The organism is Pseudomonas sp. 382 (assembly GCF_002759075.1).
Classification (GTDB): Bacteria; Pseudomonadota; Gammaproteobacteria; order Pseudomonadales; family Pseudomonadaceae; genus Aquipseudomonas; species Aquipseudomonas vlassakiae.
The window spans coordinates 153,188-179,616 of the sequence record NZ_PEMX01000007.1 but is presented as its reverse complement, the minus strand read 5'-3'; the positions used below and the strand labels follow the sequence as shown (position 1 = coordinate 179,616).

General features: G+C 62.4%; 18 protein-coding genes. 6 read left to right on the top strand and 12 right to left on the bottom strand.

Features of this window, described 5'->3' with window-relative positions; translation table 11 throughout:
- Positions 1–35 precede the first annotated feature (35 nt).
- From gltB to pilM, 8 genes are all read right to left on the bottom strand, one after another.
- Complete coding sequence (gene gltB / locus CQW31_RS11055) at positions 36–4,481, bottom strand: glutamate synthase large subunit (protein WP_099814478.1); 4,446 nt, start codon at positions 4,479–4,481, stop codon at positions 36–38.
- A gap of 374 nt (positions 4,482–4,855) precedes the next feature.
- On the bottom strand, positions 4,856–6,475 hold the full coding sequence (locus CQW31_RS11050; protein WP_054884230.1) for an AAA family ATPase: 1,620 nt from the start codon (positions 6,473–6,475) through the stop codon (positions 4,856–4,858).
- Between the two features lie 15 nt (positions 6,476–6,490).
- Positions 6,491–7,588 carry a 3-dehydroquinate synthase gene (gene aroB / locus CQW31_RS11045; RefSeq protein WP_099814477.1) on the bottom strand — a complete coding sequence of 366 codons (1,098 nt, stop codon included), beginning with the start codon at positions 7,586–7,588 and terminating at the stop codon, positions 6,491–6,493.
- A 94-nt stretch (positions 7,589–7,682) separates the two neighbouring features.
- The gene (aroK, locus tag CQW31_RS11040) at positions 7,683–8,201 is read right to left on the bottom strand and encodes a shikimate kinase AroK (protein WP_054884228.1); all 519 of its coding nucleotides are present in this window, start codon (positions 8,199–8,201) and stop codon (positions 7,683–7,685) included.
- 4 nt (positions 8,202–8,205) lie between these two features.
- Positions 8,206–9,474, bottom strand: a complete 1,269-nt coding sequence (locus CQW31_RS11035) for a type IV pilus secretin PilQ (protein WP_082433459.1) — start codon at positions 9,472–9,474, stop codon at positions 8,206–8,208.
- Positions 9,398–10,417 (bottom strand): pilus assembly protein PilP, encoded by a 1,020-nt coding sequence (locus CQW31_RS11030; RefSeq protein WP_099814476.1) that lies wholly within the window; start codon positions 10,415–10,417, stop codon positions 9,398–9,400. Before CQW31_RS11030 ends, CQW31_RS11035 begins: the two co-directional genes overlap by 77 nt.
- Complete coding sequence (locus tag CQW31_RS11025; RefSeq protein WP_042806286.1) at positions 10,414–10,950, bottom strand: PilN domain-containing protein; 537 nt, start codon at positions 10,948–10,950, stop codon at positions 10,414–10,416. Before CQW31_RS11025 ends, CQW31_RS11030 begins: the two co-directional genes overlap by 4 nt.
- Complete coding sequence (gene pilM / locus CQW31_RS11020) at positions 10,950–11,801, bottom strand: type IV pilus biogenesis protein PilM (RefSeq protein ID WP_099814475.1); 852 nt, start codon at positions 11,799–11,801, stop codon at positions 10,950–10,952. The genes CQW31_RS11025 and pilM overlap by 1 nt, the downstream gene beginning before the upstream one ends.
- A 1,331-nt stretch (positions 11,802–13,132) precedes the next feature.
- Between pilM and ltrA the strand changes: the two genes are divergently transcribed.
- Both ltrA and CQW31_RS11010 read left to right on the top strand, forming a co-directional pair.
- Entirely contained in the window at positions 13,133–14,839 is a 1,707-nt protein-coding gene (gene ltrA, locus CQW31_RS11015) for a group II intron reverse transcriptase/maturase (protein WP_033863259.1), read from the top strand.
- 129 nt (positions 14,840–14,968) lie between these two features.
- Complete coding sequence (locus CQW31_RS11010; RefSeq protein WP_099814474.1) at positions 14,969–17,422, top strand: penicillin-binding protein 1A; 2,454 nt, start codon at positions 14,969–14,971, stop codon at positions 17,420–17,422.
- A gap of 221 nt (positions 17,423–17,643) precedes the next feature.
- Here the strand turns inward: CQW31_RS11010 and CQW31_RS11005 are convergent, their stop codons facing one another.
- The 3 genes from CQW31_RS11005 to rpmE all read right to left on the bottom strand — a co-directional run bounded on the left by CQW31_RS11005 (position 17,644) and on the right by rpmE (position 20,131).
- Positions 17,644–18,912: a malic enzyme-like NAD(P)-binding protein gene (locus CQW31_RS11005; protein WP_054884223.1), complete on the bottom strand. Its 1,269-nt coding sequence runs from the start codon at positions 18,910–18,912 to the stop codon at positions 17,644–17,646.
- A 179-nt stretch (positions 18,913–19,091) separates the two neighbouring features.
- Entirely contained in the window at positions 19,092–19,913 is an 822-nt protein-coding gene (locus tag CQW31_RS11000; RefSeq protein ID WP_054884222.1) for a thermonuclease family protein, read from the bottom strand.
- 2 nt (positions 19,914–19,915) lie between these two features.
- Positions 19,916–20,131 (bottom strand): 50S ribosomal protein L31, encoded by a 216-nt coding sequence (gene rpmE / locus CQW31_RS10995; protein WP_054884221.1) that lies wholly within the window; start codon positions 20,129–20,131, stop codon positions 19,916–19,918.
- Between the two features lie 167 nt (positions 20,132–20,298).
- Here rpmE and CQW31_RS10990 point away from each other — a divergent pair, with 167 nt between their 5' ends.
- The 3 genes from CQW31_RS10990 to CQW31_RS10980 all read left to right on the top strand — a co-directional run bounded on the left by CQW31_RS10990 (position 20,299) and on the right by CQW31_RS10980 (position 25,066).
- Positions 20,299–22,518: a primosomal protein N' gene (locus CQW31_RS10990; protein ID WP_054884220.1), complete on the top strand. Its 2,220-nt coding sequence runs from the start codon at positions 20,299–20,301 to the stop codon at positions 22,516–22,518.
- A gap of 108 nt (positions 22,519–22,626) precedes the next feature.
- The gene (gene argS, locus CQW31_RS10985; protein WP_099814473.1) at positions 22,627–24,363 is read left to right on the top strand and encodes an arginine--tRNA ligase; all 1,737 of its coding nucleotides are present in this window, start codon (positions 22,627–22,629) and stop codon (positions 24,361–24,363) included.
- Between the two features lies 1 nt (position 24,364).
- Positions 24,365–25,066, top strand: coding sequence for an SPOR domain-containing protein (locus CQW31_RS10980; RefSeq protein WP_054884218.1), 702 nt, complete (start codon positions 24,365–24,367; stop codon positions 25,064–25,066).
- A 58-nt stretch (positions 25,067–25,124) separates the two neighbouring features.
- On the opposite strand, the gene CQW31_RS10975 is transcribed toward CQW31_RS10980, so the two are convergent.
- Positions 25,125–25,544: a TM2 domain-containing protein gene (locus CQW31_RS10975; RefSeq protein WP_054884217.1), complete on the bottom strand. Its 420-nt coding sequence runs from the start codon at positions 25,542–25,544 to the stop codon at positions 25,125–25,127.
- Positions 25,545–25,709: 165 nt separating this feature from the next.
- On the opposite strand from CQW31_RS10975, the gene CQW31_RS10970 reads away from it, so the two are divergent.
- A complete protein-coding gene (locus CQW31_RS10970) occupies positions 25,710–26,339 on the top strand; it encodes a C40 family peptidase (RefSeq protein ID WP_054884216.1) in 630 nt (209 codons plus the stop codon).
- Positions 26,340–26,429 lie beyond the last annotated feature (90 nt).

Sequence of the window (26,429 nt, the reverse complement as noted above, 5' to 3'; positions counted from 1 at the left end):
GGCCCCGCGCACGGGGCCGTCACTTGCAGCTGTTCTTACTGCGGGTTGGCACGGGTGCTGGACAGCAGTTGCTTGAGGTTGGCCGCCTTCGGCTTGACCAGCCAGAAGCGTCGCACGTAGTCGTCCAGGTTCTCGAAGAGCTCACGCCCCCACTCGCTGCCGGTCTCTTCCACGTATTCGCCAAGGACCCGCGCCAGGTGGCTGCGGTAGGCTTCCATCGCCTCACCACTGATCCGCTGGATTTCCACCAGCTCGTGGTTGAGCTTGTCGACGAAGCTGTTGTCCATGTCGAGCACGTAGGCGAAGCCGCCAGTCATGCCAGAACCGAAGTTGTAACCGGTCTTGCCCAGAACGCAGACAAAGCCACCAGTCATGTATTCACAGCAGTGATCGCCGGTACCCTCGACAACAGCGTGGGCGCCGGAGTTACGCACAGCGAAGCGCTCGCCCGCGGTACCTGCGGCAAACAGCTTGCCGCCGGTGGCGCCGTACAGGCAGGTGTTGCCGACGATGGCGCTGTGCTGGGTGGCGAACGGGCTGCCGGCGGGTGGCACGATGGTCACCTTGCCACCGGTCATGCCTTTGCCGACGTAGTCGTTGGCGTCGCCTTCCAGGTGCAGGTTCAGGCCACCGGCGTTCCACACGCCGAAGCTCTGGCCAGCGGTACCCTTGAAGCGGAAGGTCACCGGCTTGTCTGCCATGCCCTGGTTGCCGTACAGCTTGGCGATTTCGCCAGAGATACGGGCACCAATGGAACGGTCGCAGTTGCAGATGTCGAGGCTGAACTCGCCACCGGCCTGGTCGCGGATTGCCGGCAGGGCCATCTCGACCATCTTCTCGGCCAGCTCGCCCTTGTCGAACGGCGGGTTGTTGTCGACTTCGCAGAACTGCGGCTTGTCGGCCGGAATGTGCGAGCTGCCCAGCAGCGGGGTCAGGTCCAGGTACTGCTGGCGCTCGGTGTCGCCTGGCAGCACGTCGAGCAGGTCGGTACGGCCGATCAGCTCGCCGAGGCTGCGCACGCCCAGCTTGGCCAGCCACTCACGGGTTTCTTCGGCGACGAAGGTGAAGAAGTTGATCACCATGTCGACGGTGCCGATGTAGTGGTCCTTGCGCAGCTTCTCGTTCTGCGTGGCAACGCCGGTGGCGCAGTTGTTCAGGTGGCAGATACGCAGGTATTTGCAACCCAGGGCGATCATTGGCGCGGTGCCGAAGCCGAAGCTCTCGGCGCCGAGGATCGCTGCCTTGATCACGTCCAGGCCGGTCTTCAAGCCGCCGTCGGTCTGCACCCGCACCTTGCCGCGCAGGTCGTTGCCGCGCAGGGTCTGGTGGGTTTCGGCCAGGCCCAGCTCCCACGGGGCGCCAGCGTACTTGATCGAGGTCAGCGGCGAAGCACCGGTACCACCGTCGTAACCGGAGATGGTGATCAGGTCGGCATAGGCCTTGGCCACGCCGGCGGCAATGGTGCCAACGCCGGCCTCAGCCACCAGCTTGACCGAAACCAGGGCCTGCGGGTTGACCTGCTTGAGGTCGTAGATCAGCTGGGCCAGGTCTTCGATCGAATAGATGTCGTGGTGCGGCGGCGGCGAGATCAGGGTCACGCCCGGTACCGCATAGCGCAGCTTGGCGATCAGGCCGTTGACCTTGCCGCCTGGCAGCTGGCCGCCCTCACCAGGCTTGGCGCCCTGGGCAACCTTGATCTGCAGCACTTCGGCGTTGACCAGGTATTCCGGGGTCACGCCAAAGCGGCCGGTAGCCACCTGCTTGATCTTCGAGCTCTTGATGGTGCCGTAGCGCGACGGGTCTTCACCGCCCTCACCGGAGTTGGAGCGTGCGCCCAGGCGGTTCATCGCCTCGGCCAGAGCTTCGTGAGCTTCCGGCGACAGAGCCCCCAACGAGATACCGGCGGAGTCGAAGCGCTTGAGGATGGCCTCCAGCGGTTCGATCTGGTCCAGCGGCAGGGCCTCGTCGGCGACCTTGACCTTCAGCAGGTCGCGGATCATCGACACCGGGCGCTGGTCGACCAGCGTGGTGTATTCCTTGAACTTGGCATAGTCGCCCTGCTGCACAGCGGCCTGCAAGGTGTTGACTACATCCGGGTTGTAGGCGTGGTATTCGCCACCATGGACGAACTTAAGCAGGCCACCTTGCTGGATTGGCTTGCGCGCACTCCAGGCTTCGGCTGCCAGCAGTTTCTGGTCACTTTCGAGGTCGACGAAACGCGCACCCTTGATACGGCTGGACACGCCCTTGAAGCTCAGACCAACCACTTCTTCGGCCAGGCCCACGGCTTCGAACAGCTGGGCGCCACGGTACGAGGCGATGGTGGAGATGCCCATCTTCGACAGGATCTTCAGCAGGCCCTTGGAGATGCCCTTGCGGTAGTACTTGAAGACTTCGTCGAGATCGCCGAGCACTTCGCCGGTACGGATCAGGTCGGCCAGCACTTCGTAGGCCAGGTACGGGTAAACGGCCGAGGCACCGAAGCCCAGCAGCACGGCGAAGTGGTGCGGGTCGCGGGCAGTGGCGGTTTCGACCAGGATGTTGCTGTCGCAACGCAGGCCCTGCTCGGTCAGGCGGTGGTGTACGGCACCCACGGCCAGCGAAGCATGTACCGGCAGCTTGCCCGGGGCGATGTAGCGGTCGCTCAGTACCAGCTGGGTCTTGCCGCTGCGCACGGCTTCTTCAGCCTGGTCGGCGATGTTGCGGATGGCCGCTTCCAGGCCGACGCTCTCGTCATAGTTGAGGTCGATCAGTTGGCGGTCGAAGCCTTCGCGCTCCAGGTTCATCAGCGAACGCCACTTGGCGGGCGAGATGACCGGCGAGCTGAGGATGACCCGCGAAGCGTGCTCCGGGGACTCCTGGAAGATGTTGCGCTCGGCGCCCAGGCAGATTTCCAGGGACATGACGATCGCTTCGCGCAGCGGGTCGATCGGCGGGTTGGTCACCTGGGCGAACTGTTGGCGGAAGAAGTCGTATGGCGAACGCACGCGCTGCGAAAGCACCGCCATCGGCGTGTCGTCACCCATCGAGCCGACCGCTTCCTGGCCCTGCTCGCCGAGTGGGCGCAGCACCTGGTCACGCTCTTCGAAGGTGACCTGGAACATCTTCATGTACTGCTTGAGCTGGTCAGCGTCGTAGCTGGCCACGCCCTGGTCGTCGGTCAGGGTCGCCTGGATGCGCAGGGCGTGCTGACGCAGCCAGCGCTTGTACGGGTGGCGCGACTTCAGACGGTTGTCGATGGCGTCGGTGTCGAGGATCTGGCCGGTCTCGGTGTCCACGGTAAGAATCTGACCCGGGCCGACACGGCCCTTGGCCAGGACTTCCTCAGGCTGGTAGCCCCAAACGCCGATTTCCGAGGCGATGGTGATGTAGCCGTTGGTGGTCGTCACCCAGCGCGCCGGACGCAAGCCGTTACGGTCGAGCAGGCACACCGCGTGGCGGCCTTCGGTCATTACGATACCGGCCGGGCCATCCCACGGCTCCATGTGCATGGAGTTGTATTCGTAGAAGGCGCGCAGGTCGGCGTCCATGGTCTCGACGTTTTGCCAGGCTGGCGGCACCAGCATGCGCACGCCGCGGAACAGGTCGATGCCGCCGGTGACCATCAGCTCCAGCATATTGTCCATGCTCGACGAGTCGGAACCGACGCGGTTGACCAGTGGACCGAGCTCTTCGAGGTCGGGGATCAGGTCGTTGGCGAACTTGGTGCGACGGGCCATGGCCCAGTTGCGGTTGCCGGTAATGGTGTTGATCTCGCCGTTGTGGGCGAGGAAGCGGAACGGCTGCGCCAGCGGCCATTTCGGCAGGGTGTTGGTGGAGAAGCGCTGGTGGAACACGCAGATCGCGGTTTGCAGGCGCTCGTCACCCAGGTCCGGATAGAACGCCGCGAGATCGCGCGGCATCATCAGGCCTTTGTAGATGATGGTCTTGTGCGAGAAGCTGCAGATGTAGTGGTCGGCGTCGTGGGCGTTGGCCACGGACGAGCGGCGACGGGCACTGAACAGCTTGATGGCGAATTCCTGATCGCTCAGGCCTTCACCGCCAATGAATACCTGCTCGATCTGCGGCAGGCGCTCCAGGGCCAGGCGGCCGAGCACGCTGGTGTCGATCGGGACCTTGCGCCAGCCGACCAGCTTGAGGCCGGCCGCGACGATTTCGCGGTCCATGTTGGCGCGGGCGGCTTCGGCTTTGACCGGGTCCTGGTTGAAGAACACCATGCCGACGGCGTACTGCCTTGGCAGCTCGACGGCGAAGTGTTGCTGGGCCACGGCCCGCAGGAATTGATCAGGCTTCTGCATGAGCAGACCGCAACCGTCACCGGTCTTGCCATCGGCGTTGATACCGCCGCGGTGGGTCATGCAGGTCAGTGCCTGCATGGCGGTTTGCAGAAGGTGGTGACTCGGCTCGCCCGTCATATGGGCGATCAGGCCAAAACCACAGTTGTCCTTGAATTCTTCGGGATGGTACAGACCTGTTTTCATAGACACTTTCTCACCAGGTTCACCTCTCAACCGGAGGTAAATCTCTTTTATGTACAACCACTTACCATCCACGCCGATCAAACGCCAGCTTTTTTGCGGTGGCCATGGAAAACCATTGTTGCACAGCGACAGTCATACCCACAAATTTTCATGTCTCACCATTGAAAATTTATGTCGCAATTTTGAATGTTTTTGCGCCATGCGCCGTGATAGCGGCTTGGCTCGAGTCTGAAGCGTTTCAGCCAGGTCTGCAACAGAGGCTTGTGGCCGGCAGTCTGGGACAGAAAAGCCTGCCGCGCGCAGGCGCAGCAGGCTAGTCGGATGTCGTTAATCGCTCAGCAACTGGGCGACGGGGTGATGCCGCCCGGAAGGTATCAGCGGGCCGAGGCCAGCTCTTGTTGGACGCTGGCGACGGTACGTGGCCAAGGTTTACCAGCCTGGACCTTCGCTGGCAAGTTCTTGATTGCCGCAACCGCTGCGTCGCGGCTGGCAAAATTGCCGTAGGTGACCACGTAGAGCGGTTTGCCCTGGAGGTTTTTCTTGAAGTAGCGATACTCGCCACCCTGCTCCTTGACGAAGGCCTGGGCCGATGCTTCGGAGCTGGTGCCGAGGATTTGCACCACGTAGTTGCCGGGTTTCTGGCCCGAATACCAACCGCCGCTGGCGCTGCCACTGGCGACCGGCTTTTCCACCGGTTTGGCGGCTGGCTTGGCAACAGCGACCTGAGTGGGTGCCGGGGCCGGCTTGGCAGGCGCAACCGGCTTCACTGGCTGGGTAGCGACAGGCTTCGGCGCAGGTACAACCGGCTGCACAGGCGTGGCAGCCTGGGCCATGCTCGGCGCCGGGCCGGCAGGCACGCCCTGTGGCGGTGCGATGGTGGTCACGGTCGGCGGATTGCCAGGCTGCAGGGCGGTGTTGCCCGCTGGGCCACCTTCTTCGCCATCACCCATGCCGGCAGCTTGCGCCAGCGGCTCGCGCATCACGGGCTGGGACTGCCCGACCAGCGGCAGCGGCATCGGCTGCGACTGGCCAGAGAATTCGATGGCCGGGCTGCCGTTGTTGGACTGGGCGGCGCCTGGCTGGCCCTCGCCCAGCGGCAGCTGGGCCTGGGCTACAGGCGCTTCGGCTGGCGCCTTGTCGCCTTTCTTCGGCATCAGAACTGCAGCACCTACGGCGACCACGACGACAGCGGACAGCGCGAGTACGTGTTTCTTAGGCATTTTGAACCCCATGGATGGTCGCTTGACCGTGGTACGGCTGGCGATCATGGCTTCGATCAAAGTATCGCGGGCGACCTGGTTGATGTTGCCAGGCCATCCGTCGGAGTTTTCATGAATATCGACCAGCTGTTCACGGGTGAACACCTCGATGCCCCGGCCAGCGCCTTCCAGGCGTTGCTCCAGGTACTCGCGGGTTTCTTCCTCGTTGTAGGGGGCGAGTTCAATGATATGGAAGCGCTCTTCCTCGACCTGAATCTCATCCAGCCCGGCAATCAGCGAAGGCTCGCCGAACAGGAACACGTGCGGGCGCCCTTCCGGTAGCCCGGCCGCCAGTTCCAGCAACGCTTGGAGTGCCGACTCGTCGAGTTGTTCCGCATCGTCCACCAGCAAATAGACTTCCTGACCGGTCAGCGCCAGCTGCACCACCTTGTTCAGGATCGCCTGCACTTCAGGCTGGGCCACTTCAAGTGTTTGCGCCACCTGACCGAGCACGCTGGCAGCGTCGCTGGCACCACGGGCCGACACCACCACGCTCAGCACCGTCTGCTTGTTGGTGCTGGCCACCAGGGCCTGGCGCAGCAGGGTCTTGCCGCTGCCAACCGGGCCGGTAACCACCAACATCAGCTGGCTGTAGCGGGCCAAGTGATGAAGTTGGCCCAGCACCGGCTTGCGCTGGGCGGGGAAGAACTTGAAGCCGGGCACACGCGGTGCGAACGGATCGTGGCTCAACTGGTAATGTTCGAGGAACGCCTCATCGGCATGCAAACTGGTCATTACGCTGTCACAACCTCAAAGCTGGGCCACGATCGCGCGGTAATCCGCCGACAGCGTGGCCTGAAGAATCTCTTTCGGATAGTCGTCGGTAATCACGGCCTCGCCCAGCTGGCGCAGCAGCACCAGCCGCAGGCGGCCATCGAGTACCTTCTTGTCGACTGCCATATGCTCCATGAAATGCGCCGGGGTCATTTCCTGTGGTGGCACCACCGGCAAACCTGCGTCCTGCAGCAGGTGGATTGCACGATCACGCTCGGCCTGGTCGATCCAACCCAGGCGCATGGACATTTCCAGGGCCATGACCGTCCCTGCGGCCACGGCTTCACCATGCAGCCACACGCCGTAGCCCATGTGCGTTTCGATGGCATGGCCAAAGGTATGCCCCAGGTTCAGCGTGGCGCGCACGCCCGACTCGCGCTCGTCGGCGCCGACAACGGCTGCCTTGGCAGCGCAGGAGCGACGGATCGCTTCAGTCAGGGCAGCGGGTTCGAGGGCGCGCAGGGCCTGGATATTGTCTTCGAGCCAGCCCAGGAATGGCTTGTCGCAGATCAGGCCGTACTTGATCACTTCAGCCAGGCCCGCCGACAGCTCGCGCGCAGGCAGGGTCTTGAGGCTGGTGGTATCGATCAGTACCGCGTTGGGCTGATAGAAAGCACCGACCATGTTCTTGCCCAACGGGTGGTTGATGCCGGTCTTGCCCCCCACCGAGGAGTCAACCTGAGACAGCAGGGTGGTCGGCACCTGGATGAAATCGACGCCACGCTGGTAGCAGGCTGCGGCGAAGCCGGCCATGTCACCGATCACGCCGCCGCCGAGGGCGACCACGGTAGTACGGCGGTCATGTCGCGCCGTCAGCAAACCGTCAAAGATCAGTTGCAGGGTCTCCCAGTTTTTATGGGCTTCGCCGTCCGGCAGGATCACCGGCAGCACCGAGTAGGCGCCAAGGGTGTTGCTCAGGCGTTGGAGATACAGAGGCGCGACGGTTTCGTTGGAAACGATGGCGACCTGCCGCCCGCGGATATGCGGCGCCAGCAGTTCGGCCTGGTCCAGAAGGCCTTCGCCAATGTAGATCGGGTAGCTACGCTCGCCCAGGTCGACCTTAAGTGTCTGCATGTATCCCCACAATGTACTTGGGCGCGGCGCCGGCTGTTCGACCCGCGCGGTAACGTTGAACCTCGCCTCGGCGCTGGCCGAGAATAGTCCCGGCTTAGCGGGGCGGCAACTGCTGCAGGCGCTCCAGAATATCGAGCACCACCATGCGCGGTGGCCGCTCGTCGGTTTCCACCACCAGGTCGGCGATTTCGCGATAAAGCGGGTCGCGCGCCTCCAGCAAGGCGCGCAGGGTCGCCTCCGGGTTGGCCGTGCGCAGCAACGGGCGATTGCGATCGCGCGCAGTGCGCCCGACCTGTTGTTCCACCGAGGCGTGCAGATAAATGACCCGGCCGCCCCTGTGCAGGGCTTGGCGGTTCTCCGCACGCATGACTGCGCCGCCACCGGTCGCCACCACCACGCCATCGAGCGCGCAGAGCTCGGCGATCATCGCCTGCTCACGGTCACGGAAGCCCGGTTCGCCTTCTTTGTCGAAGATCCACGGGATATTGGCACCGGTCCGCAGTTCGATTTCCTTGTCGGAATCTTTGAACAGCAGGCGCAGCTCTTTGGCCAACAGGCGCCCTATGGTGCTTTTACCAGCGCCCATGGGTCCTACAAGTATCAAATTTCGCACAGAATCAACGACTCACAGCAATCGCCTGGTCACTCATGATACGCGGAGTCAGGAAGACCAGCAGCTCGGATTTTTTCTCTTGTAATGCATCGCGTCGAAACAGCCGCCCAACATACGGCAGATCGCCGAAAAATGGCACCTTGTCGACCACTTTGTTTTGCGTGGTCGAGTAAACGCCACCGATGACGATGGTTTCACCGTCCGCCACACGGACCTTGGCATTGACCTCGTTCTTGCGAATCGGCGGCACGTCGTTCAGGGCATTGACGAAGTCAGGCTCGTCCTTGGTCACCTTGACGGTCATGATGACCTTGCCATCCGGGGTGATTTGCGGAGTGACCTCCAGCGAGAGCGAGGCCTCACGAAAGGCGATCGAGGTAGCGCCACTTTTGCTGGTTTCCTGATAAGGCACCTCGGTGCCCTTGAGAATCCTCGCGGTTTCCTTGTCAGCCGTCACTACCTTGGGCTGGGAGATGATTTCACCGTTGCCGCTCTTTTCCATGGCGCTGAGTTCCAGGTCCAGCAACAGGCCACTGCGCAACAGGCCGACGCCGATGCCGGCACTGCCTCGCTCCATGCCCAGGTCGACGAACAGGTCCTTGCCCAATCGTGGCGCTTCCCCATATAGCTGCCGCCCCCAACGCACGCCCAGGCCTTTCTCATAGTCGACGTTGGCCTCCACGATGCGCGCCTCGATCTCCACTTGCCGCACCGGCACGTCCAGCTGAGCGACCAACTGCCGCAAATCGGCGAGGCGATCCGCAGGCTGGTGGGCGACCAAGGTGTTGGTGCGAGTGTCGACGCTCAGGCTGCCACGACCGGTCAGAATGCCGTCGTCCGTCAGGGTTGCCAGCAACAGCTCCGCGAGCTCGGCAGCCTGTGCGTGATGGATCGGCAGCAGCTCACGCTGCAGGGGTTGCAGCTGCGCATCCAGCTCCTGCCCGATGCGGGCACCGCGGGATTGTTCGGCCAACTCGGCGGCTGGCGCCACCAGCAGCACATTCCCCTCTTCGCGCCGAGCCAGCCCTTTGCTACCAAGGACCAGCTCCAACGCCTGGTCCCATGGGACTTCGTGCAACCGCAGGGTTACATTGCCCTGCACCGTATCGCTGGCCACCAGGTTGATCCCGGCGTAGTCCGCCAGCACCTGAAGTACCGAGCGCACCTCGACATCCTGAAAATTCAGCGAGATGGGCTCACCCCGATAGGGCGCTGCCATGCACAACTGACTGGTGAGTAGCGCCACCGTCATCCATTTCAATAGCCATTTCATCACCGTCGCTGGCCTCCATTGTCACGCTCTTCCTGAGCGTCAGCATTACCGTGCGCTCACGCCACACGCCCCCGAGGAACAGCCGCTCACGCACGTTCAGCTGGCGCTCGCCGACTTCCACCACAACACCTCCATCGCGCCCCAGCCGATCACCGGGGCGCACGCGATACAAGCGACCTGCCGCCGACAGCAACGCTTCGCGCTGCGGCCCCCGCTGCAGGCTGCCGACCATCTGCAGCTGAGCCAGCGGCACGCTGGCAAGCCCCGCCTGGGCAATTCGCGTAGCCCATTCGGAAAACGGATCGAGCACCACCGGCAACATCTCACCGCGAGCAGGTCTATCGGCCAAGGTTGAGGGCTCAGGCACTTCACCATCGGCTTGATAAGCATGCACGCGCATGCCCAGGCGCAACAGCCCGGGCCTGTCCTCGGCAGGTGCCAGCCACAAGGCTTCGGCGCGCAACAGACGAACCTGGCCGAGCCAGTCGTCCAACCACATCCGCAGCCCCGAATAGCGCCCAACGACCTGCACGTCCAGTGATGTCTGGCAATAGCCAGGCTGGTGGTTTACCTCATCAAGTACATCGAGGCGTTCGAAGTGCAGGCCATGCGCATGCCCCGAGGCTGCGAGCTGGTCCAGCAAATCGCTCATGTCGGCCCCGGCGGCAAGGCGCCAGCGAGCATCCTGCAGATGCTGTCGTGCAGCATCGAGGCCCTCGCGCATCCGTGACAACGCCAGCACTTCGGCAGCCCTGGCTTCATGCACCTGGAGCAGGCGAACTTGCCTGGCCTGTTCTTCCTCCTGAAGCTGCAACCAGTACGGCAAACGAAACAGGCAACCGCCCCCCACCACGATAAGGCCTACGGCGAACGGCAGCGCGCGGCGAACGAGCTGCGAACGCTCGATGAGGGCCAGCCATTCGCCTTTCTGCAACAGATTCACGACCAGAGCGCCGACATGCGGGCCAACAATATGAACGCGTCGCCGCCCGGCTCACTCTTCAGGCTTTTGAGCTCCAGTTCACGCAGCGCACCGGAACGTTCCAGTTCACGCATCAGCTGGGCTACGACTGCGCCGGAGGCAGCCACGCCGACCATGCGCACCTGGGAGCCCTGCAGTTCGAGCCTGAGCAGCTGGACGCCCTCCGGCAGCGCCCGCTCCAGATCCGCAAACACGGCTGTCACCCGCCCCTGTCCAGCACGCAAGTCAGCCAAGGCCGCCGTCTGCGCTCGCACTTGCTCGTAGGATTGCCGGATACGATCATGCTCACCCCTGTGCACTTCAAGTACATCGATAGCGGCTTGCTGACTATTGTTGGCAGCGGCTTGCTGACGAGCTCGCTGACGAGCCAACTGGTCTATAAGCAGCACCGCAGACAACGCCACGACAGCCGCCCCCACCACCATCAGGCGCAAACGCCTGAGCGCTGCCAGGCGCTGCCGCTCTCGCCACGGCATCAGATTCAGGCGCAACATCAATGCACGCTCCCCATTGCCAGCGAAAACGCCAAGGCCATCCGGCCGTCGCGGCAATCCACCCCAGCCACGGCCGGCAAAGGCCGGCACGGCAAGCCGAGACGCTCGCTCAGTCGGCCAAGCGGGTATTGCCCAGCCTCCGGCGCGCCGACCACAAGCACTTCTTCCGGCCCTGCCTCTGCAGCGAAAACCTCCCCAGGCAAGTCAGGTAACGCCTCCGGGAGCAACTCCCGCCTCAAAGGCAGCGCGTCGCCAAGCCAGCCATGCAGCGTCGAACCGCCCGGCTCGATGCGCAGCAGCGCAGCCTGGCCTTTGCTTTGGCAGGGCATCAGGCGACGCAAGGCAATGCTGTCTACCTCGGCGACTTCAAGCTCAAGCCCGGCTGCTTCGAATGCAGCTTGCACGGGCTGCAGTGCACTCTGCCGACTGGCTGCGACCAAGACATCCAGGCTACCGGGATGCTGCGACGAGGCACCCAGCACCTGAAAATCCAGTACCAGGTCCTCAAGGGGGAAGGGGAACAGCCGGTCTGCTTCTGCCAGCAGTCGCGCCTCCATTTGACTTGGAGCCTGGCCGCCTGGAAGTTGGCATAGCTTGCAAATCACTTGTGAGGCAGGCAGCGCTACGGCTGCACGGCGTTCGCGGCTGCCGGATTGTCGATGAGCGCTGCGCAGGGCAGCGACAATACGCTCAGGGTCCTGCCAGCCGTTGCCAGGCGCAAACGGCTCGACCGCCCAGACCAACTGCTGGTAACGCCCCCTGTGGCGCCGCAGCTGTGCAATACGTATGGAGTCGGAAGCGATTTCCACCCCCAACAGTGAACTGGCATCCTTGCCAAAACGTCCAAGCATGGCGACTTCCTTGCTACAACCATGAACCGCCGCGTTGCCGAGCCTGACCGGCCAGACGGTGCAGCGGGCCGCCTGGCCGGTCACCCGGCGAGACGAAAAATGCTTATAATGCCCAGCGTTGTGCGACACGTGTAACGTGTCTCCCGTCCCAAGCTGTAGGGTCAGCTTGAGAGATTCCCAAAGGAATCAAATACTTGGGTATCCATCCCCTTGAACCAAAACCCGCCCAGAGGTCCCTCGCCTTAAAGGACTTGCCGCAGCGGCGGTGGCAAAACCCCTAGGTCGCTGAGCACTCGGAAGCGCGACTGCGGACCGATTTCATCGGTCTTGGAGTGCCATTCGTCGGAAAGTGATATGTACGAAATGAGTCATGACACATTTGGCATCATTTGCCTCACTAGCCTCCTAATCTTTTGCTTAGGGCTGGCAACGTGGGCCAACTGGTCAGAGGTCAAGAAACTTTTCAAACGGTCACCTCCACGACACTAACTCAAGCCCTTGCGGCTTCAACCCTCGCGGGAGAAATCCCCGCTGGGGTTTCTCCTGCCTCAAAACAGGAGTAACCCAACCTAAGTGAGCCGCCACAGCGGTCCCCACTTCTTCCAAACGGAGACATGAGCGAAAGCTCTGTCTGTCATTGTCCAACCATCGCTAATACAGGATGGCAGCGGACTCGTTGTGCGACCAACGGTAGCCTACGACGGCGTGCATCACTAGTAATGGTGGTGTTCGAAGCCCGTCCGACAATGTAGCCCCCCTTCAAGGGGTGCCGCTCTCCTGCGAGGGAGGCGGTAGATACTCGGAGCAGTACCGGGTTGAGGCGCTAGGCTGACTGGTATGGACAACATACGTGAACTGCTAATAAACACCGTAAGCATTACCAAGCCAAAACTGCTGTTAGGCTTGAACCAAAAGGTACGCGGTCGGTTATCTCCGTGGCGCTTGGGGATACGTCGCCTCATATGATCGCCGGTGAAAAGGCAGGTCCTAACCCAGTCGTGTGACAGATAGGGAACGTGGTAAGCCCGTATCGCTGCCCTTGGGCAGGTGAACCGTAAGGGACACTGTTAGCGGTGCGGGTATGGGATCGCAGAGAAAGCGAATGCCAGGCTGTAATGGCCTGGATAGGGGTTGGAACATCACCCCACGGGAAAACCGGGCAGACTTCTGCGTGGTCTTCCATCGCAATAACTCTGACTGAGACCGTCTCATTAACTTCAGGGCCTAGCTCCAATTGGCCCTTGATAACCCTACCCTGACGGGGTGCATGCACCCCTCAGGGGGTACGTGCGCCTTCCGCTCGGGTGGTTTCACTTTGAGAGGAAAGCAGCATGATAGAGCTCAGCCAGCAAGGTGAGTCTGCGCTTTCCGGCACTCCGCAACAGTGGCACGACGTCGATTGGCGCCGAGCCCAGCGGAATGTCCGGGGAATGCAGATGCGAATTGCGAAGGCTTGTCGGGAAGGCAAATGGCGCAGAGTCAAATCTCTGCAACGGATGCTCACCCGCTCGAAGTCGGCCAGATACTTGGCTGTACGGAGAGTCACGGAAAATCAGGGGAGCCGCACGGCGGGAGTCGATAAGCAACTCTGGGATACACCCAACGCAAAATGGAATGCGGTTGGTCAGTTGAAGACGCGGGGATACAAGGCTCGGCCACTACGGCGAGTCTACATCCCGAAGTCGGATGGACGGGAACGCCCACTGGGTATACCGACCATGACGGACAGAGCCATGCAAGCGCTGTATATGCTGGCTCTGTCCCCCATCGCTGAAACCCGAGGCGACCCGAATAGCTACGGCTTCAGGATCGAACGTTCCACGGCGGATGCGATGGCGCAGTTGTTCTTGTGTCTATCCAAACGGGCTTCGGCCTGCTGGGTATTGGACGCAGACATCGAAGGGTTCTTCGACAACATCAACCACGACTGGCTGTTAAGAAATGCCCCAACGGAAACACGGGTGCTGCGGCAATGGTTAAAGGCCGGGGTCATCCACAAGGGGCAGCTACACGCAACGGATGCAGGTACGCCGCAAGGGGGGATTATCTCCCCGACGCTGGCAAATCTGGCACTGGATGGTCTGGAAACGCTCCTCAAGGAATACCTGGGAGTGACAAGGGCGAAAAAGCTGAAGGTGAACGTGGTGCGATACGCCGACGACTTCGTGATCACAGGGGCCTCTCCGGAGGTGCTGGAGAATGAAGTAAAACCTTGGGTAGAGCAGTTCCTCGCAACGCGCGGGCTACGGTTGTCACTCAAGAAAACGCGCATCGTCCACATCGACGAAGGCTTTGACTTCCTTGGCTGGAATTTCCGGAAGTACGACGGAACGTTACTGATCAAGCCGAACAAGAAGAACGTCAAGGCGTTCTACAGCAAGATCAGAGAGGCAATCGACTCTCACAAGACGGTCAAGCAGGAGGATCTGATCCGACTGCTCAACCCGAAACTGAGGGGCTGGGCGCTGTACCATCAACCAGTCGTCGCGAAACAGGCTTACAGCCGAATGGACCACAGAGTGTTTATCAAACTCTGGCGTTGGGCGAAGAGGCGACACCCTAACAAGTCCCTCGACTGGGTAAGGAAGAAGTATTTCCGGACCTCAGGAGACAGGAGCTGGGTGTTTGCCACCACAGTGGTAGATGCAGACGGAGGTAAAAGGGAGGTCGAGCTGTACTCGCTCGCGAGTACTCCGATCGAGCGACACAAAAAGGTGAGTGGGGATTACAACCCCTACGATCCCGCCATGGAGGCTCAAGGCGAGAAACTGCGGATGGACCGGATGCTGAGCAAGCTCAAATACCGGAAACAAATCGGCAGCCTCTTTGCCAGTCAAAATGGACTGTGTCTGCTGTGTAAGCAACCGATTACCAGAGAGACAGGGTGGCATGACCACCACGTCGTACACCGCTCCCTCGGCGGTGGAGACGAACTGGCCAATCGGGTACTCTTACACCCTAACTGCCACAACCAACTGCATACTCGTGGCCTGCACGTGAACAAACCGGCTTCCATCGGAAGCTTAGCGAAGGCTTGAGCCGTATGCGCTGAAAGGCGCACGTACGGTTCTTAGGGGGGAGTCAGCCAGGAATGGCTGGCTCCCACCCGACTTTTCGTCCGCCGGCCCCGTGCGCAATTCACCCCTCAATCTGGACACCGAAAAGCCTTGATACGCCTGCTGAAGTTCTTCTGGTGGTCTTTTGTCGCAGTCATCTGCGCGCTCGTACTCGGTGTGAGCGGTGCGTTTCTGTATCTTAGCCCCAACCTGCCGTCGGTCGATTCGCTCAGAAGCGTTCAGTTGCAGATTCCCCTCAGGGTGTACAGCAGCGACGGCAAGCTGATCGCCGAATTCGGCGAAATGCGCCGCTCGCCGATCCGTTTCGCGGAAATTCCGCCACAGTTCATTCAGGCGCTTCTGTCAGCCGAGGACGACAATTTCCTCAATCACTACGGGGTCGACCCGAGCAGCCTGATGCGCGCCGCGACCCAGCTGGTGAAAACCGGTCATATCCAGACGGGTGGCAGCACCATCACCATGCAGGTGGCGAAGAACTTCTTCCTCAGCAGCGAGCGCAGTTTCTCGCGCAAGACCAACGAGATTCTCCTGGCCTTGCAGATCGAACGTGAGCTGACCAAGGACGAGATCCTCGAGCTGTACGTCAACAAGATCTACCTGGGCAACCGCGCCTACGGTATCGATGCGGCTGCGCAGGTGTATTACGGCAAGTCGATCCGTGACGTAAGCCTGGCGCAAATGGCGATGATCGCCGGCCTGCCCAAGGCACCGTCGCGCTTCAACCCGTTGGCCAACCCGGTGCGCGCCAAAGAGCGCCGCGACTGGATCCTCGGTCGCATGTACAAACTCGGCAAGATCGACGAGGCGAGCTATCAGGCCGCCCTGGCCGAGCCGCTGAATGCCAGCTACCACGTGCCGGCCCCCGAAGTTAACGCGCCGTACGTCGCCGAAATGGCCCGTGCCGAAATGGTTGGCCGCTATGGCAGCGACGCCTATACCGAAGGCTTCCGTGTCACCACCACGGTGCCGAGCGACATGCAGGAGATGGCCAACAAGGCCATCCTCAACGGCCTGTCCGAGTATGACGAGCGCCACGGCTACCGCGGCCCTGAAGCTCGCTTCCCGGGCAAGACCCTGGCCGCCTGGCAACAGGAGCTGAGCAAGCAACGCACGTTGGGCGGCCTGGAACCTGCCATCGTCACGCGCGTGGAAAAGAGCGGTGTAAAAGTGCTGACCCGCGCAGGCAGCGAAGAAGAGGTTAGCTGGGACACCATGAAGTGGGCCCGCCCCTTCATCAACAGCAATTCGCAGGGCCGCGCACCGCAATCGCCTGCCGACGTTGCCCAGGTGGGTGATCTGGTACGCCTGCAGCGCCTGCATGACGGCAAGCTAAAGTTCAGCCAGGTACCAGGAGCACAGAGTGCGCTGGTCTCCCTCGACCCGCAGAACGGTGCCATCCGCGCCCTGGTCGGCGGCTTCTCGTTCGAGCAGAGCAACTACAACCGTGCCATGCAGGCCAAGCGCCAGCCAGGCTCGAGCTTCAAGCCGTTCATCTATAGTGCTGCACTGGACAGCGGCTACACTGCCTCCAGCCTGGTCAACGATGCGCCAATCGTGTTCTTCGACCAGTACCAGAACAATGAATGGCGACCCAAGAACGACACCAACACCTTCCTCGGCCCGATCCGCCTGCGTGAAGCGCTGTACAAGTCGCGCAACCTGGTGTCGATCCGCCTGCTGCAGGCCATGGGCGTGGACCGTACCATCGACTACATCGCCAAGTTCGGCTTCAACAAGCAGGACCTGCCGCGCAACCTTTCGCTGGCGCTGGGCACTGCAACCCTGACGCCGATGGAAATCGCCACGGGCTGGAGCACCTTTGCCAACGGCGGCTACAAGATCAATCCATACCTGATCGATCGCATCGAGAGCCGCAGCGGCGAGACCCTGTTCATCGCCAACCCCGCGCGCGTGCCGCAAGGCGCCGAAGACCATGCCGGCCTCGCAGCACCAGAGCAGCCGATCAGCACCGCTGCCCTGCCTGGCGAGGCGCCGTCCGCCCTGGGCCAGATCGCCCCGCCACCGCAGACGCCAGCTGTTGCCGAACAGATCGTCGATGGCCGCACCACTTACATCCTCACCAGCATGCTGCAGGATGTGATCAAGCGCGGCACAGGCCGCCGGGCATTGGCCCTGGGCCGTACCGACCTGGCCGGCAAGACAGGTACCACCAACGAATCCAAGGACGCCTGGTTCTCCGGCTACAACGCCGATTACGTCACCACCGTGTGGGTCGGTTTCGACCAGCCTGAAACCCTCGGTCGCCGTGAGTACGGCGGTACGGCAGCCCTGCCGATCTGGATGAGCTTCATGGGTGCGGCACTGAAGGACAAGCCAAGCCATGCACCGGCGGAACCGGAAGGCATCCTCAGCCTGCGGGTGGACCCGGTCAGCGGCCGTGCCGCTTCGCCAAGCACGCCAGATGCCTACTTCGAGCTGTTCAAGGCCGAGGACTCTCCACCGTCGGTGGATGAACTGGGCAACGGCACTGCGCCGGGCAGCCCACTGCCAGCGGACGAAGCAGCGCCGATGGATCTGTTCTGATTGGCAGACTAACCCCGCCCCTGTAGGAGCGGCCTTGTGTCGCGAAAGGGGTGCGTAGCGCCCCCAGGATTCATGCTCCGAGCAAAGAGTGCCGGGGCCGCTCTTCGACCCTCTCGCGACGCGAGGCCGCTCCTACAGCGGGCCACGTCAGCCGGGACACCGGCAAACAAAAAGCCCCGGCTCTTGCGAGCCGGGGCTTTTTTGTGTCGCTACAGCTGCAATCAGCCGTTGAACACTTCATCCACGCTGGTCAGCGGGTAGTGCTTCGGATACGGCAGGGTAGCTACGCCGGACTCGATGGCAGCCTTGGCCACAGCGTCGGAAACGACGGTAATCAGACGAGCGTCCAGTGGCTTCGGAATGATGTACTCACGGCCGAACTCCAGGCCTTCGACACCGTAGGCTTCGCAGACTTCTTTCGGCACTGGCAGCTTGGCCAGGTCTTTCAGCGCGATGGCGGCAGCGATCTTCATTTCTTCGTTGATGCGCTTGGCGCGAACGTCCAGGGCACCACGGAAGATGAACGGGAAGCCCAGTACGTTGTTGACCTGGTTCGGGTAGTCGGAACGACCGGTAGCCATGATCACGTCGCTGCGAGTGGCGTGAGCCAGCTCTGGGGAGATTTCCGGGTCCGGGTTCGAGCAGGCGAACACGATCGGGTTGGCAGCCATCGACTTCAGGCCTTCCGGGCTCAGCAGGTTCGGGCCGGACAGGCCTACGAACACGTCAGCACCGTCCAGGGCATCGGCCAGGGTGCGCTTGTCGGTCGCGTGGGCGAACTGGGCCTTGTACTGGTTCAGGTCGTCGCGGCCAGCGTGGATCACGCCGCTGCGGTCGATCATGAAGATGTTCTCGACCTTGGCACCCATGCTGACCAGCAGCTTCATGCAGGAGATGGCGGCAGCGCCGGCACCGAGGCAGACGATCTTGGCGTCTTCCAGCTTCTTGCCGGCGATTTCCAGGGCGTTGATCATGCCGGCCGCGGTGACGATTGCGGTGCCGTGCTGGTCATCGTGGAACACCGGAATGTCGCACTGCTCGATCAGCGTGCGTTCGATTTCGAAACACTCTGGGGCCTTGATGTCTTCGAGGTTGATGCCACCGAAGGTGATGGAGATGCGGCGAACGGTGTCGATGAAAGCCTGCGGGCTTTCCGATTCGACTTCGATGTCGAACACGTCGATACCGGCGAAACGCTTGAACAGAACGCCCTTGCCTTCCATCACTGGCTTGGAGGCCAGTGGGCCGAGGTCACCCAGACCGAGGATGGCGGTGCCATCGGAAATTACAGCGACCAGGTTGCCCTTGCCAGTGTATTTGTAGGCCAGCTCAGGATCACGGCCGATTTCGCGCACGGGTTCTGCAACGCCTGGGCTGTAGGCCAGGGCGAGATCGCGGGCGGTGGCGGTGGGCTTGGAGAGCTCGACGCTCAGTTTCCCCGGACGAGGTTGAGCGTGGTATTCGAGAGCGGCGGTTTTCAGGTCTGACATGGTGGGCATTCCGCTATTTACTGTTCTGACGGACCGCCGAGGATACGCAAAGAGCCGGGGAGCCACAAGACTGGTCAGTCACTTGTGTCAAGGCCTTTGGCCTACGACTTTAAGCTATCACGCACGGGGGCATTCGGCTCACAGTGTGTACAATCTGATAGCGAAATGTCTACATCTTTTCAGCCTGAAATGCGCTCCAGCATCCCGGGATCGGTCAACGGCAATACCCAGCGTCGCTGCCCCGGCTTGAGCCCTCCCTTGCGGGAACGATCCAGCACCCAGCCGCGCGCCTCGACCTGGCGTCCTTTGAGATTAGTGAAGAAGCTGGCGGGGAAGGTGCGTTGCAGACGAGCGGGGATCTGCAGCACAACAGCATCGTCCAGTTCGAGCCAGATCCCGCCACGATTGCGCTCAATGCTACGGATGGTGCCGCTGACAACGGCAAACCCGGATTGCCGCACATCGGCAGCGCTGCGCACTGGCGAGCTGCGCCACAGCCCGACCCGCGCCTGGCGTGCCACCCGCTCGGCTGCTTGCTGGCAACCTGCCAGGCGCACATTTGGCGCAACCGCTACGTGGTAGCCAAGGCCCTCGCTGAGCAGCCGTGCCTCCATATTGTCGCCATTACGGCCATAGATGTGCGCCAGGGTGCGTCCGTACTTGTCCTTGCCCTCGACACCGGGCACCAACCCGACGCGACCGTCACTGGCTTTGACCAACGCTTGCAGTCGCTGCCTGGCAGCCTCGGCATAAGGTTCACTGGTGCGCCCCCTGCGCCCGATTTCCGGGGCATTGATGCCGATCATGCGAACACTGCGACCGTCGGTCAGGCGCAACGTGTCGCCATCCACTACCCGGCGCACCGCCACCTGCTGTGGTTTGTCTGGCACGGGGCAGAACGCCAGGGCCGGTAGCTGCCAGATTGCGCCCACAAAAAAGGCGCCCACGAGGGGCGCCTTTTTCAGCAACAACGCGAAGCCCGAAGGATTCGCCATGCGCATGATTACTTCTTGGTACCGAACATACCGAAGCGATCGGCGAACTTCTGTACGCGACCACCGGTGTCCAGGACTTTCTGCTTACCGGTGTAGAACGGGTGGCACAGGTTGCAAACGTCGATCGCCAGGGTGTCGCCCAGGGTCGAACGAGTTTCGAACTTGTTACCGCAGCTGCAGGTGACTGCAACTACTTCGTAGTTCGGGTGGATACCTTCTTTCATGGTCACTTCCTCGAGCTGCGTGCCGCCACCCAACACCTATTGTTGAATACCGCACGTAATTAGGCGGCGAATAATACCAGAGCATCACGCCAACGCAAGTTGTCGCTTGCACCGACCGTCGTCTGCTAGGCTCGCCAGTCTTTGAAACACCCTCTGAGACCTTCCGCGTGTCCGACGTCATCCTGCGCCTTGCCCTGCCCTCCCCGTTGCGCCGCCTGTTCGATTACCGGGCGCCAGCGAGCATGGCGCGCCAGGTGCTGACCCCGGGCATGCGCATCCGCGTGCCCTTCGGGCGCCGCGAAATGATTGGCGTACTGGTGGAAGTGTGCGAGCACAGCGAGGTGCCCGCCGAGAAGCTCAAGCCTGCCAGTGCCTTGCTCGACCCGGTCTCGCCGATCCCGGCATCGCTGTTCAGGTTGTGCCTGTGGACTGCCCAGTACTACCAGCACAGCCTGGGCGACACCTTGAGCTGGGCCCTGCCCACGCTGCTGCGCCAGGGCGAACCTGCCGAGATGCGCCAGGAGCGCTTCTGGCACGTGGCACCCGGCGCACGCCTGGAGGACCCTCGCATCGCCCGTGCCCCGCGCCAGCGCGACGCCCTCAAGACCCTGGCCCAGCACCCCCACGGCGTAGCGCACAGCCTGCTGGGCAAGCTCAACCTGAACAAGGACAGCCTTGACCTGCTGCTGGCCAAGGAGCTGGTTCAGGTCGAGGTACGCCGCCACCTGCCGGCGCACCGCCACGAGCACTGGCTGGCGCAGCCGGAACTGCCCCTCAATGAAGAACAGCGCCAAGCCTTCGACGCGGTGCGCGAGGGTTTCGGCGGCTTCGGCGCCTTCCTGCTGGCCGGCGTCACCGGCAGCGGCAAGACCGAGGTGTACCTGCAACTGATTCGTGAAACCCTCGAAGCCGGCAAGCAGGCGCTGGTGCTGATCCCCGAAATCAATCTCGGCCCGCAGACCCTGGCGCGCTTCGAGCAGCGTTTCAACGCCCGCATCGCCCTGCTGCATTCGGCCGTGAGCGACCGCGAGCGCCTCGATGCCTGGCTGGCTGCCCGCGACGGCGAGGCCGACATCATCATCGGCACACGTTCGGCGCTGTTCACGCCAATGAAGACCCCCGGCCTGATCATCATCGACGAAGAGCACGATGGGTCCTACAAGCAACAGGAAGGCCTGCGCTACCACGCCCGCGACCTCGCGCTGGTGCGCGCCCATCAGGAAAACATTCCGATCCTGCTCGGCTCCGCCACGCCGTCGCTGGAGACACTGCACAACGCGCTCACCGGCCGCTATCGCCTGCTGCGCATGAACCAGCGCGCGGGCGGCGCACGTCCACCGCGCATGCTGCGCCTGGATGTGAAAAGCCTGCCGCTGGACAGCGGTATCAGTGGCCCATTGCAGCAGGCCATCCGCCAGACCCTGGAAGCCGGCCAGCAAGTCCTGGTGTTCCTCAACCGTCGTGGCTTCGCTCCGACCTTGCTGTGTCATGACTGCGGCTGGCTGTCAGAATGCCCACGCTGCGATGCCCGCATGACCGTGCACCAGCGCTCTGGCGTGCTGCGCTGCCACCACTGCGGCTACGACGAGCGTCTGCCGCAGCAGTGCCCGCAGTGCAACCACGTCGACCTGCGGCCGGTGGGCGCCGGTACCGAACGCGCCGAAGAGCGACTGAAGGTGTTGTTCCCGGATTACCCGATCCTGCGCGTTGATCGCGACAGCACGGCGCGCAAGGACGCCATGCACCATTTGTTCAGCACCATTCAGCGAGGCCAGCCAAGCATCCTGGTCGGCACCCAGATGCTGGCCAAGGGTCACCACTTCCCGCGGGTGACACTGGTTGCCATTCTCGACGCCGATGGCGGGCTGTTCTCGGGGGACTTCCGCGCCAGCGAGCGCATGGCCCAGCTGATCGTCCAGGTTGCTGGGCGAGCAGGGCGCGCTGAAGAGCCTGGCAAGGTGATCATCCAGACCCACCTGGCCGACCACCCGCTGCTGGTGCAACTGACCGAGCAAGGCTACTTCGCCTTCGCCGAGCAAGCCCTGGACGAACGCCGCAACGCCGGGCTGCCGCCATTCTCCCACCTTGCCCTGCTGCGGGCCGAAGCGCACAAGCCCGGCCAGGCCGAAGGCTTCCTCGACGAAGCCTGCGCCGCTGCCGAGCGCCTGGTCGCCGAACAGTGCCTGCCCGGTATCGAACTGCTGGGGCCGGTGCCTGCCCCCATGGAGCGGCGCGCCGGGCGCTTCAGGGCGCAATTGTTGATTCAGGCCAACACCCGAGCCCCCTTGCATCGACTGATCAGTGCCTGGTTGCTAGTGTTGGAGCAACTGCCAAGCGGGCGCCAGGTACGCTGGTCTCTGGATGTCGACCCGGTTGACCTTTATTAAGCTTCGGCCCCAAAGGTTGGCAACCCGCCCCTGGCAACGGATAATGCCCAGTTTTTCCACCTGCGCATCCAGGCGCTCCACCGCGCTTGCGGTCGAAAAGAGATCCCCATGAAAGACACCATTCGCCAGCTGATCCAGCAAGCCCTCACCCAACTCGTCACCGACGGTGTGCTGCCTGAAGGGCTGTCGCCGGCGATTCAGGTGGAAAACGCCCGGGACAAGACCCACGGCGATTTCGCCAGCAACATCGCCATGATGCTGGCCAAGCCGGCCGGCATGAAACCGCGCGACCTGGCCGAGAAGCTGATCAATGCCCTGCCGGCCAGCGCCGACATCAGCAAGGTCGAAATCGCCGGCCCAGGCTTCCTGAACTTCTTCCAGAACACCGATGCCCTGGCCAACCGCCTGGATGCCGCCCTCGCCGACGCCCACCTGGGCGCGCGCAAGGCCGGGCCCAAGCAGAAGGTGGTGATCGACATGTCGGCACCGAACCTGGCCAAGGAGATGCACGTCGGCCACCTGCGTTCGACCATCATCGGTGACAGCGTCGCGCGCGTGCTGGAGTTCCTTGGCGACGAAGTGATCCGCCAGAACCACGTGGGCGACTGGGGCACCCAGTTCGGCATGCTGCTGGCGTATCTGGAAGAAAACCCGATCACCAGCGACGAGCTGTCGGACCTGGAAAACTTCTACCGCGCCGCCAAGAAGCGTTTTGACGAATCCGAAGCGTTCGCCACCCGCGCCCGTGGCCTGGTGGTCAAGCTGCAGGCAGGCGACCCTGAGTGCATGGCCTTGTGGACGCGCTTCAAGGACATCTCGCTGTCGCACTGCCAGAAGACCTACGAGCTGCTCAACGTCAAGCTGACCATGGCCGACGTGATGGGCGAAAGCGCCTACAACGCCGACCTGGCCAACGTGGTTTCCGACCTCAAGGCCAAGGGCCTGCTGGTCGAGGACCAGGGCGCCCAGTGCGTATTCCTCGAGGAATTCAAGAACAGCGAAGGCGAGCCTCTGCCGGTGATCGTGCAGAAGGCTGATGGCGGCTACCTCTACGCCACCACCGACCTGGCTGCCGTGCGCTACCGGAGCAACGTGCTCAAGGCCGACCGCGCCCTGTATTTCGTCGATCAGCGCCAGGCCCTGCACTTCAACCAGGTGTTCGAAGTTGCCCGCCGCGCCGGCTTCGTCGGCCACCCGATGCAGATGGAGCACATGGGCTTCGGCACCATGAACGGCGCCGACGGCCGCCCGTTCAAGACCCGCGACGGCGGCACCGTGAAGCTGATTGATCTGCTCACCGAGGCCAAGGAGCGCGCCTACGCGCTGGTCAAGGAAAAGAACCCGAGCCTGGCCGAAGACGAACTGCGGCACATCGGTGAAGTGGTAGGTATCGGCGCGGTGAAATACGCCGACCTGTCCAAGCACCGCACCAGCGACTACAGCTTCAACTTCGAACTGATGCTCAATTTCGAAGGCAACACTGCGCCATACCTGCTGTATGCCTACACCCGTGTGGCCGGCGTATTCCGCAAGCTGGGCAAGGGCTTCGACGAGGTCGACGGCAACATCGTGCTGCAGGCCGCTCATGAGCAAGACCTGGCTGCGCGCCTGGCCCAGTTCGGCGAGATCCTCAACAGCGTCGCCGACAAGGGCACCCCGCACGTGCTGTGCAGCTACCTGTACGACCTCGCCGGCCTGTTCTCGAGCTTCTATGAGAACTGCCCGATCCTCGCCGCCGAGACGCCGGAACAGCAGCAAAGCCGCCTGCGCCTGGCTGCGCTGACCGGTCGCACCCTCAAGCAAGGTCTGGAACTGCTCGGCCTGGAAACCCTGGAGCGCATGTAAGTTGGCTGCCAAGAAAAAACCTGCCCCCAAACGCGGCGCCAGCCGTCAGACGGCCCCTGCCAAGCAGCCGATCCCCGGCTGGGTATGGCTGGCGGTCGGCCTGACGGTCGGTGCATTCATCGTTTTCTTGATGAAACTCGAGCCCGGTGGCGGTGACATCAAGCGCACCAAGCCCGAGCAGCAGAAGCCGGAGAAGGTGGCCGAAGCCAGCAAGTCGGCCACCCCTGCAACGCCACAACCGCCGGTGAAGCCGAAATACGACTTCTACACCCTGCTGCCGGAGTCCGAGGTAATCGTGCCGCCTGAGGCCGTGCCGGAAAAGACCCCGCCGGTGCCCGCGCAGCCGGTGACCCCGGTCACGCCGGCTGAAGCGGCAAAAATCGACACCGCCCGTGCCCAGGCCGCGCTGTTGGGCCAGACTCCGCCCCCAGCCCCACCGGTGATCAAGCCTGCGGCGACCACGCAGTACTTCCTGCAGGCCGGTTCGTTCCGCAAGCAGGCCGATGCCGACAAGGTCCGCGCGCAGATCATCCTGCTCGGCCAGGTGGTCAAGGTCGAATCGGGTACCGTCAAGGAAGAAACCTGGTACCGCGTGCTGGTCGGCCCATTCAGCAACCGCGAACAGCTGACCGTGGCGCAGAAGCAGTTGGCGGGGGCGGGGTTCAGCAACCTGCTCCTGCAGCAGCGACAGACCCGCCAGTAACGAAAAAGGCCTTGCCGCACACCGCGACAAGGCCTTTTTTTTGTGGATGTCCGTGGCCTTAGCGACTGCGAGCGTTGGCTTCGGAAATCTGGCTGTTCAAGGTCCAGAAGTCATACAGCACACCCACCAGGAACAGGCCGCCGGTGAAGAAGTAGATGATCGCCGAGATCCACTTGCCCTGGTACAGACGGTGCGCACCAAAGATGCCCAGGAAGGTCAGCAGGATCCAGGCGATGTTGTAGTCGACGCGCCCGGACTGGAAGCGCATGTCCGCCTCACGGTCCATCGACGGGATCAGGAACAGGTCGATCAGCCAGCCAATGCCGAGCAGCCCCAGCGTGAGGAACCAGATCGTCCCGGTGATCGGCTTGCCGTAGTAGAAGCGGTGCGAGCCGGTGAAGCCGAAGATCCACAGCAGGTAGCCGATGACCTTGCTGTGGGTGTCGTGATACGGCGCCCCCTGTTGATAACTGTTCATTCATAGCCCTCGTGGGTTATCCGAAAATTTTCTAAATGAAAATGTGACTTTTCCGTCGCAGGCCGACGTACGGCAGCATGACAATCGACCAACGGCCCTGAAAGGGAGCAAAAAGCTGTTATAAAGTTGCGCGCCAAACACATAACATTCACAAGAGCTTCATCTATGCCGCCTTTATTCAAGACATGGCTGACCCTCTGCCTATTATTGCCCCTGGCCGCCCACGCCACCAATCGTGAGCAACGTCTTCCCAACGGTTTCACCGGCTATACCAGCAATGCCTCGGTGAGACACACCCCCGCCAAGCAGAGCACGCTGCATGCACGCTCGAACTATTCGGGCAAGGGCCACAACCTGCCTGCCGTTGCGGCGATGTCGCCGAAGCAGAGCAGCGATGTGCTCAGCCGTGCGGTCAACGTGCTCGGCACCCCTTATGTTTGGGGCGGCAGCAACCCGAAAAAAGGGTTCGACTGCAGCGGGCTGGTCAAGTACGCCTTCAACGACGTGGCAGACGTCGACCTGCCGCGTACATCCAATGCCATGGCCCAGGGCCACGGAGTGAAAGTCGCCAAGAGCGAGCTCAAGCCAGGCGACCTGATCTTCTTCAACATCAAGAGCCGTCGGGTCAATCACGTTGCCATCTACCTCGGCAACGACCGCTTCATCCATGCGCCGCGCACGGGCAAGCGGGTGAGCATCGACAGCCTGAGCAAGCCGTACTGGCAACAGCATTATGTGGTTGCCAAGCGGGTACTGCCCAAAGAGCAGCAACAGCTGAGCCTGGCCAAGCGCTGATCCTATCGGCGCCTGCCTGGGCTGGCCGTTTCGCGGGTAAACCCGCTCCCAAGGGGACTGCACAGCTCTCGAAACCTGCGCTGCCCCTGT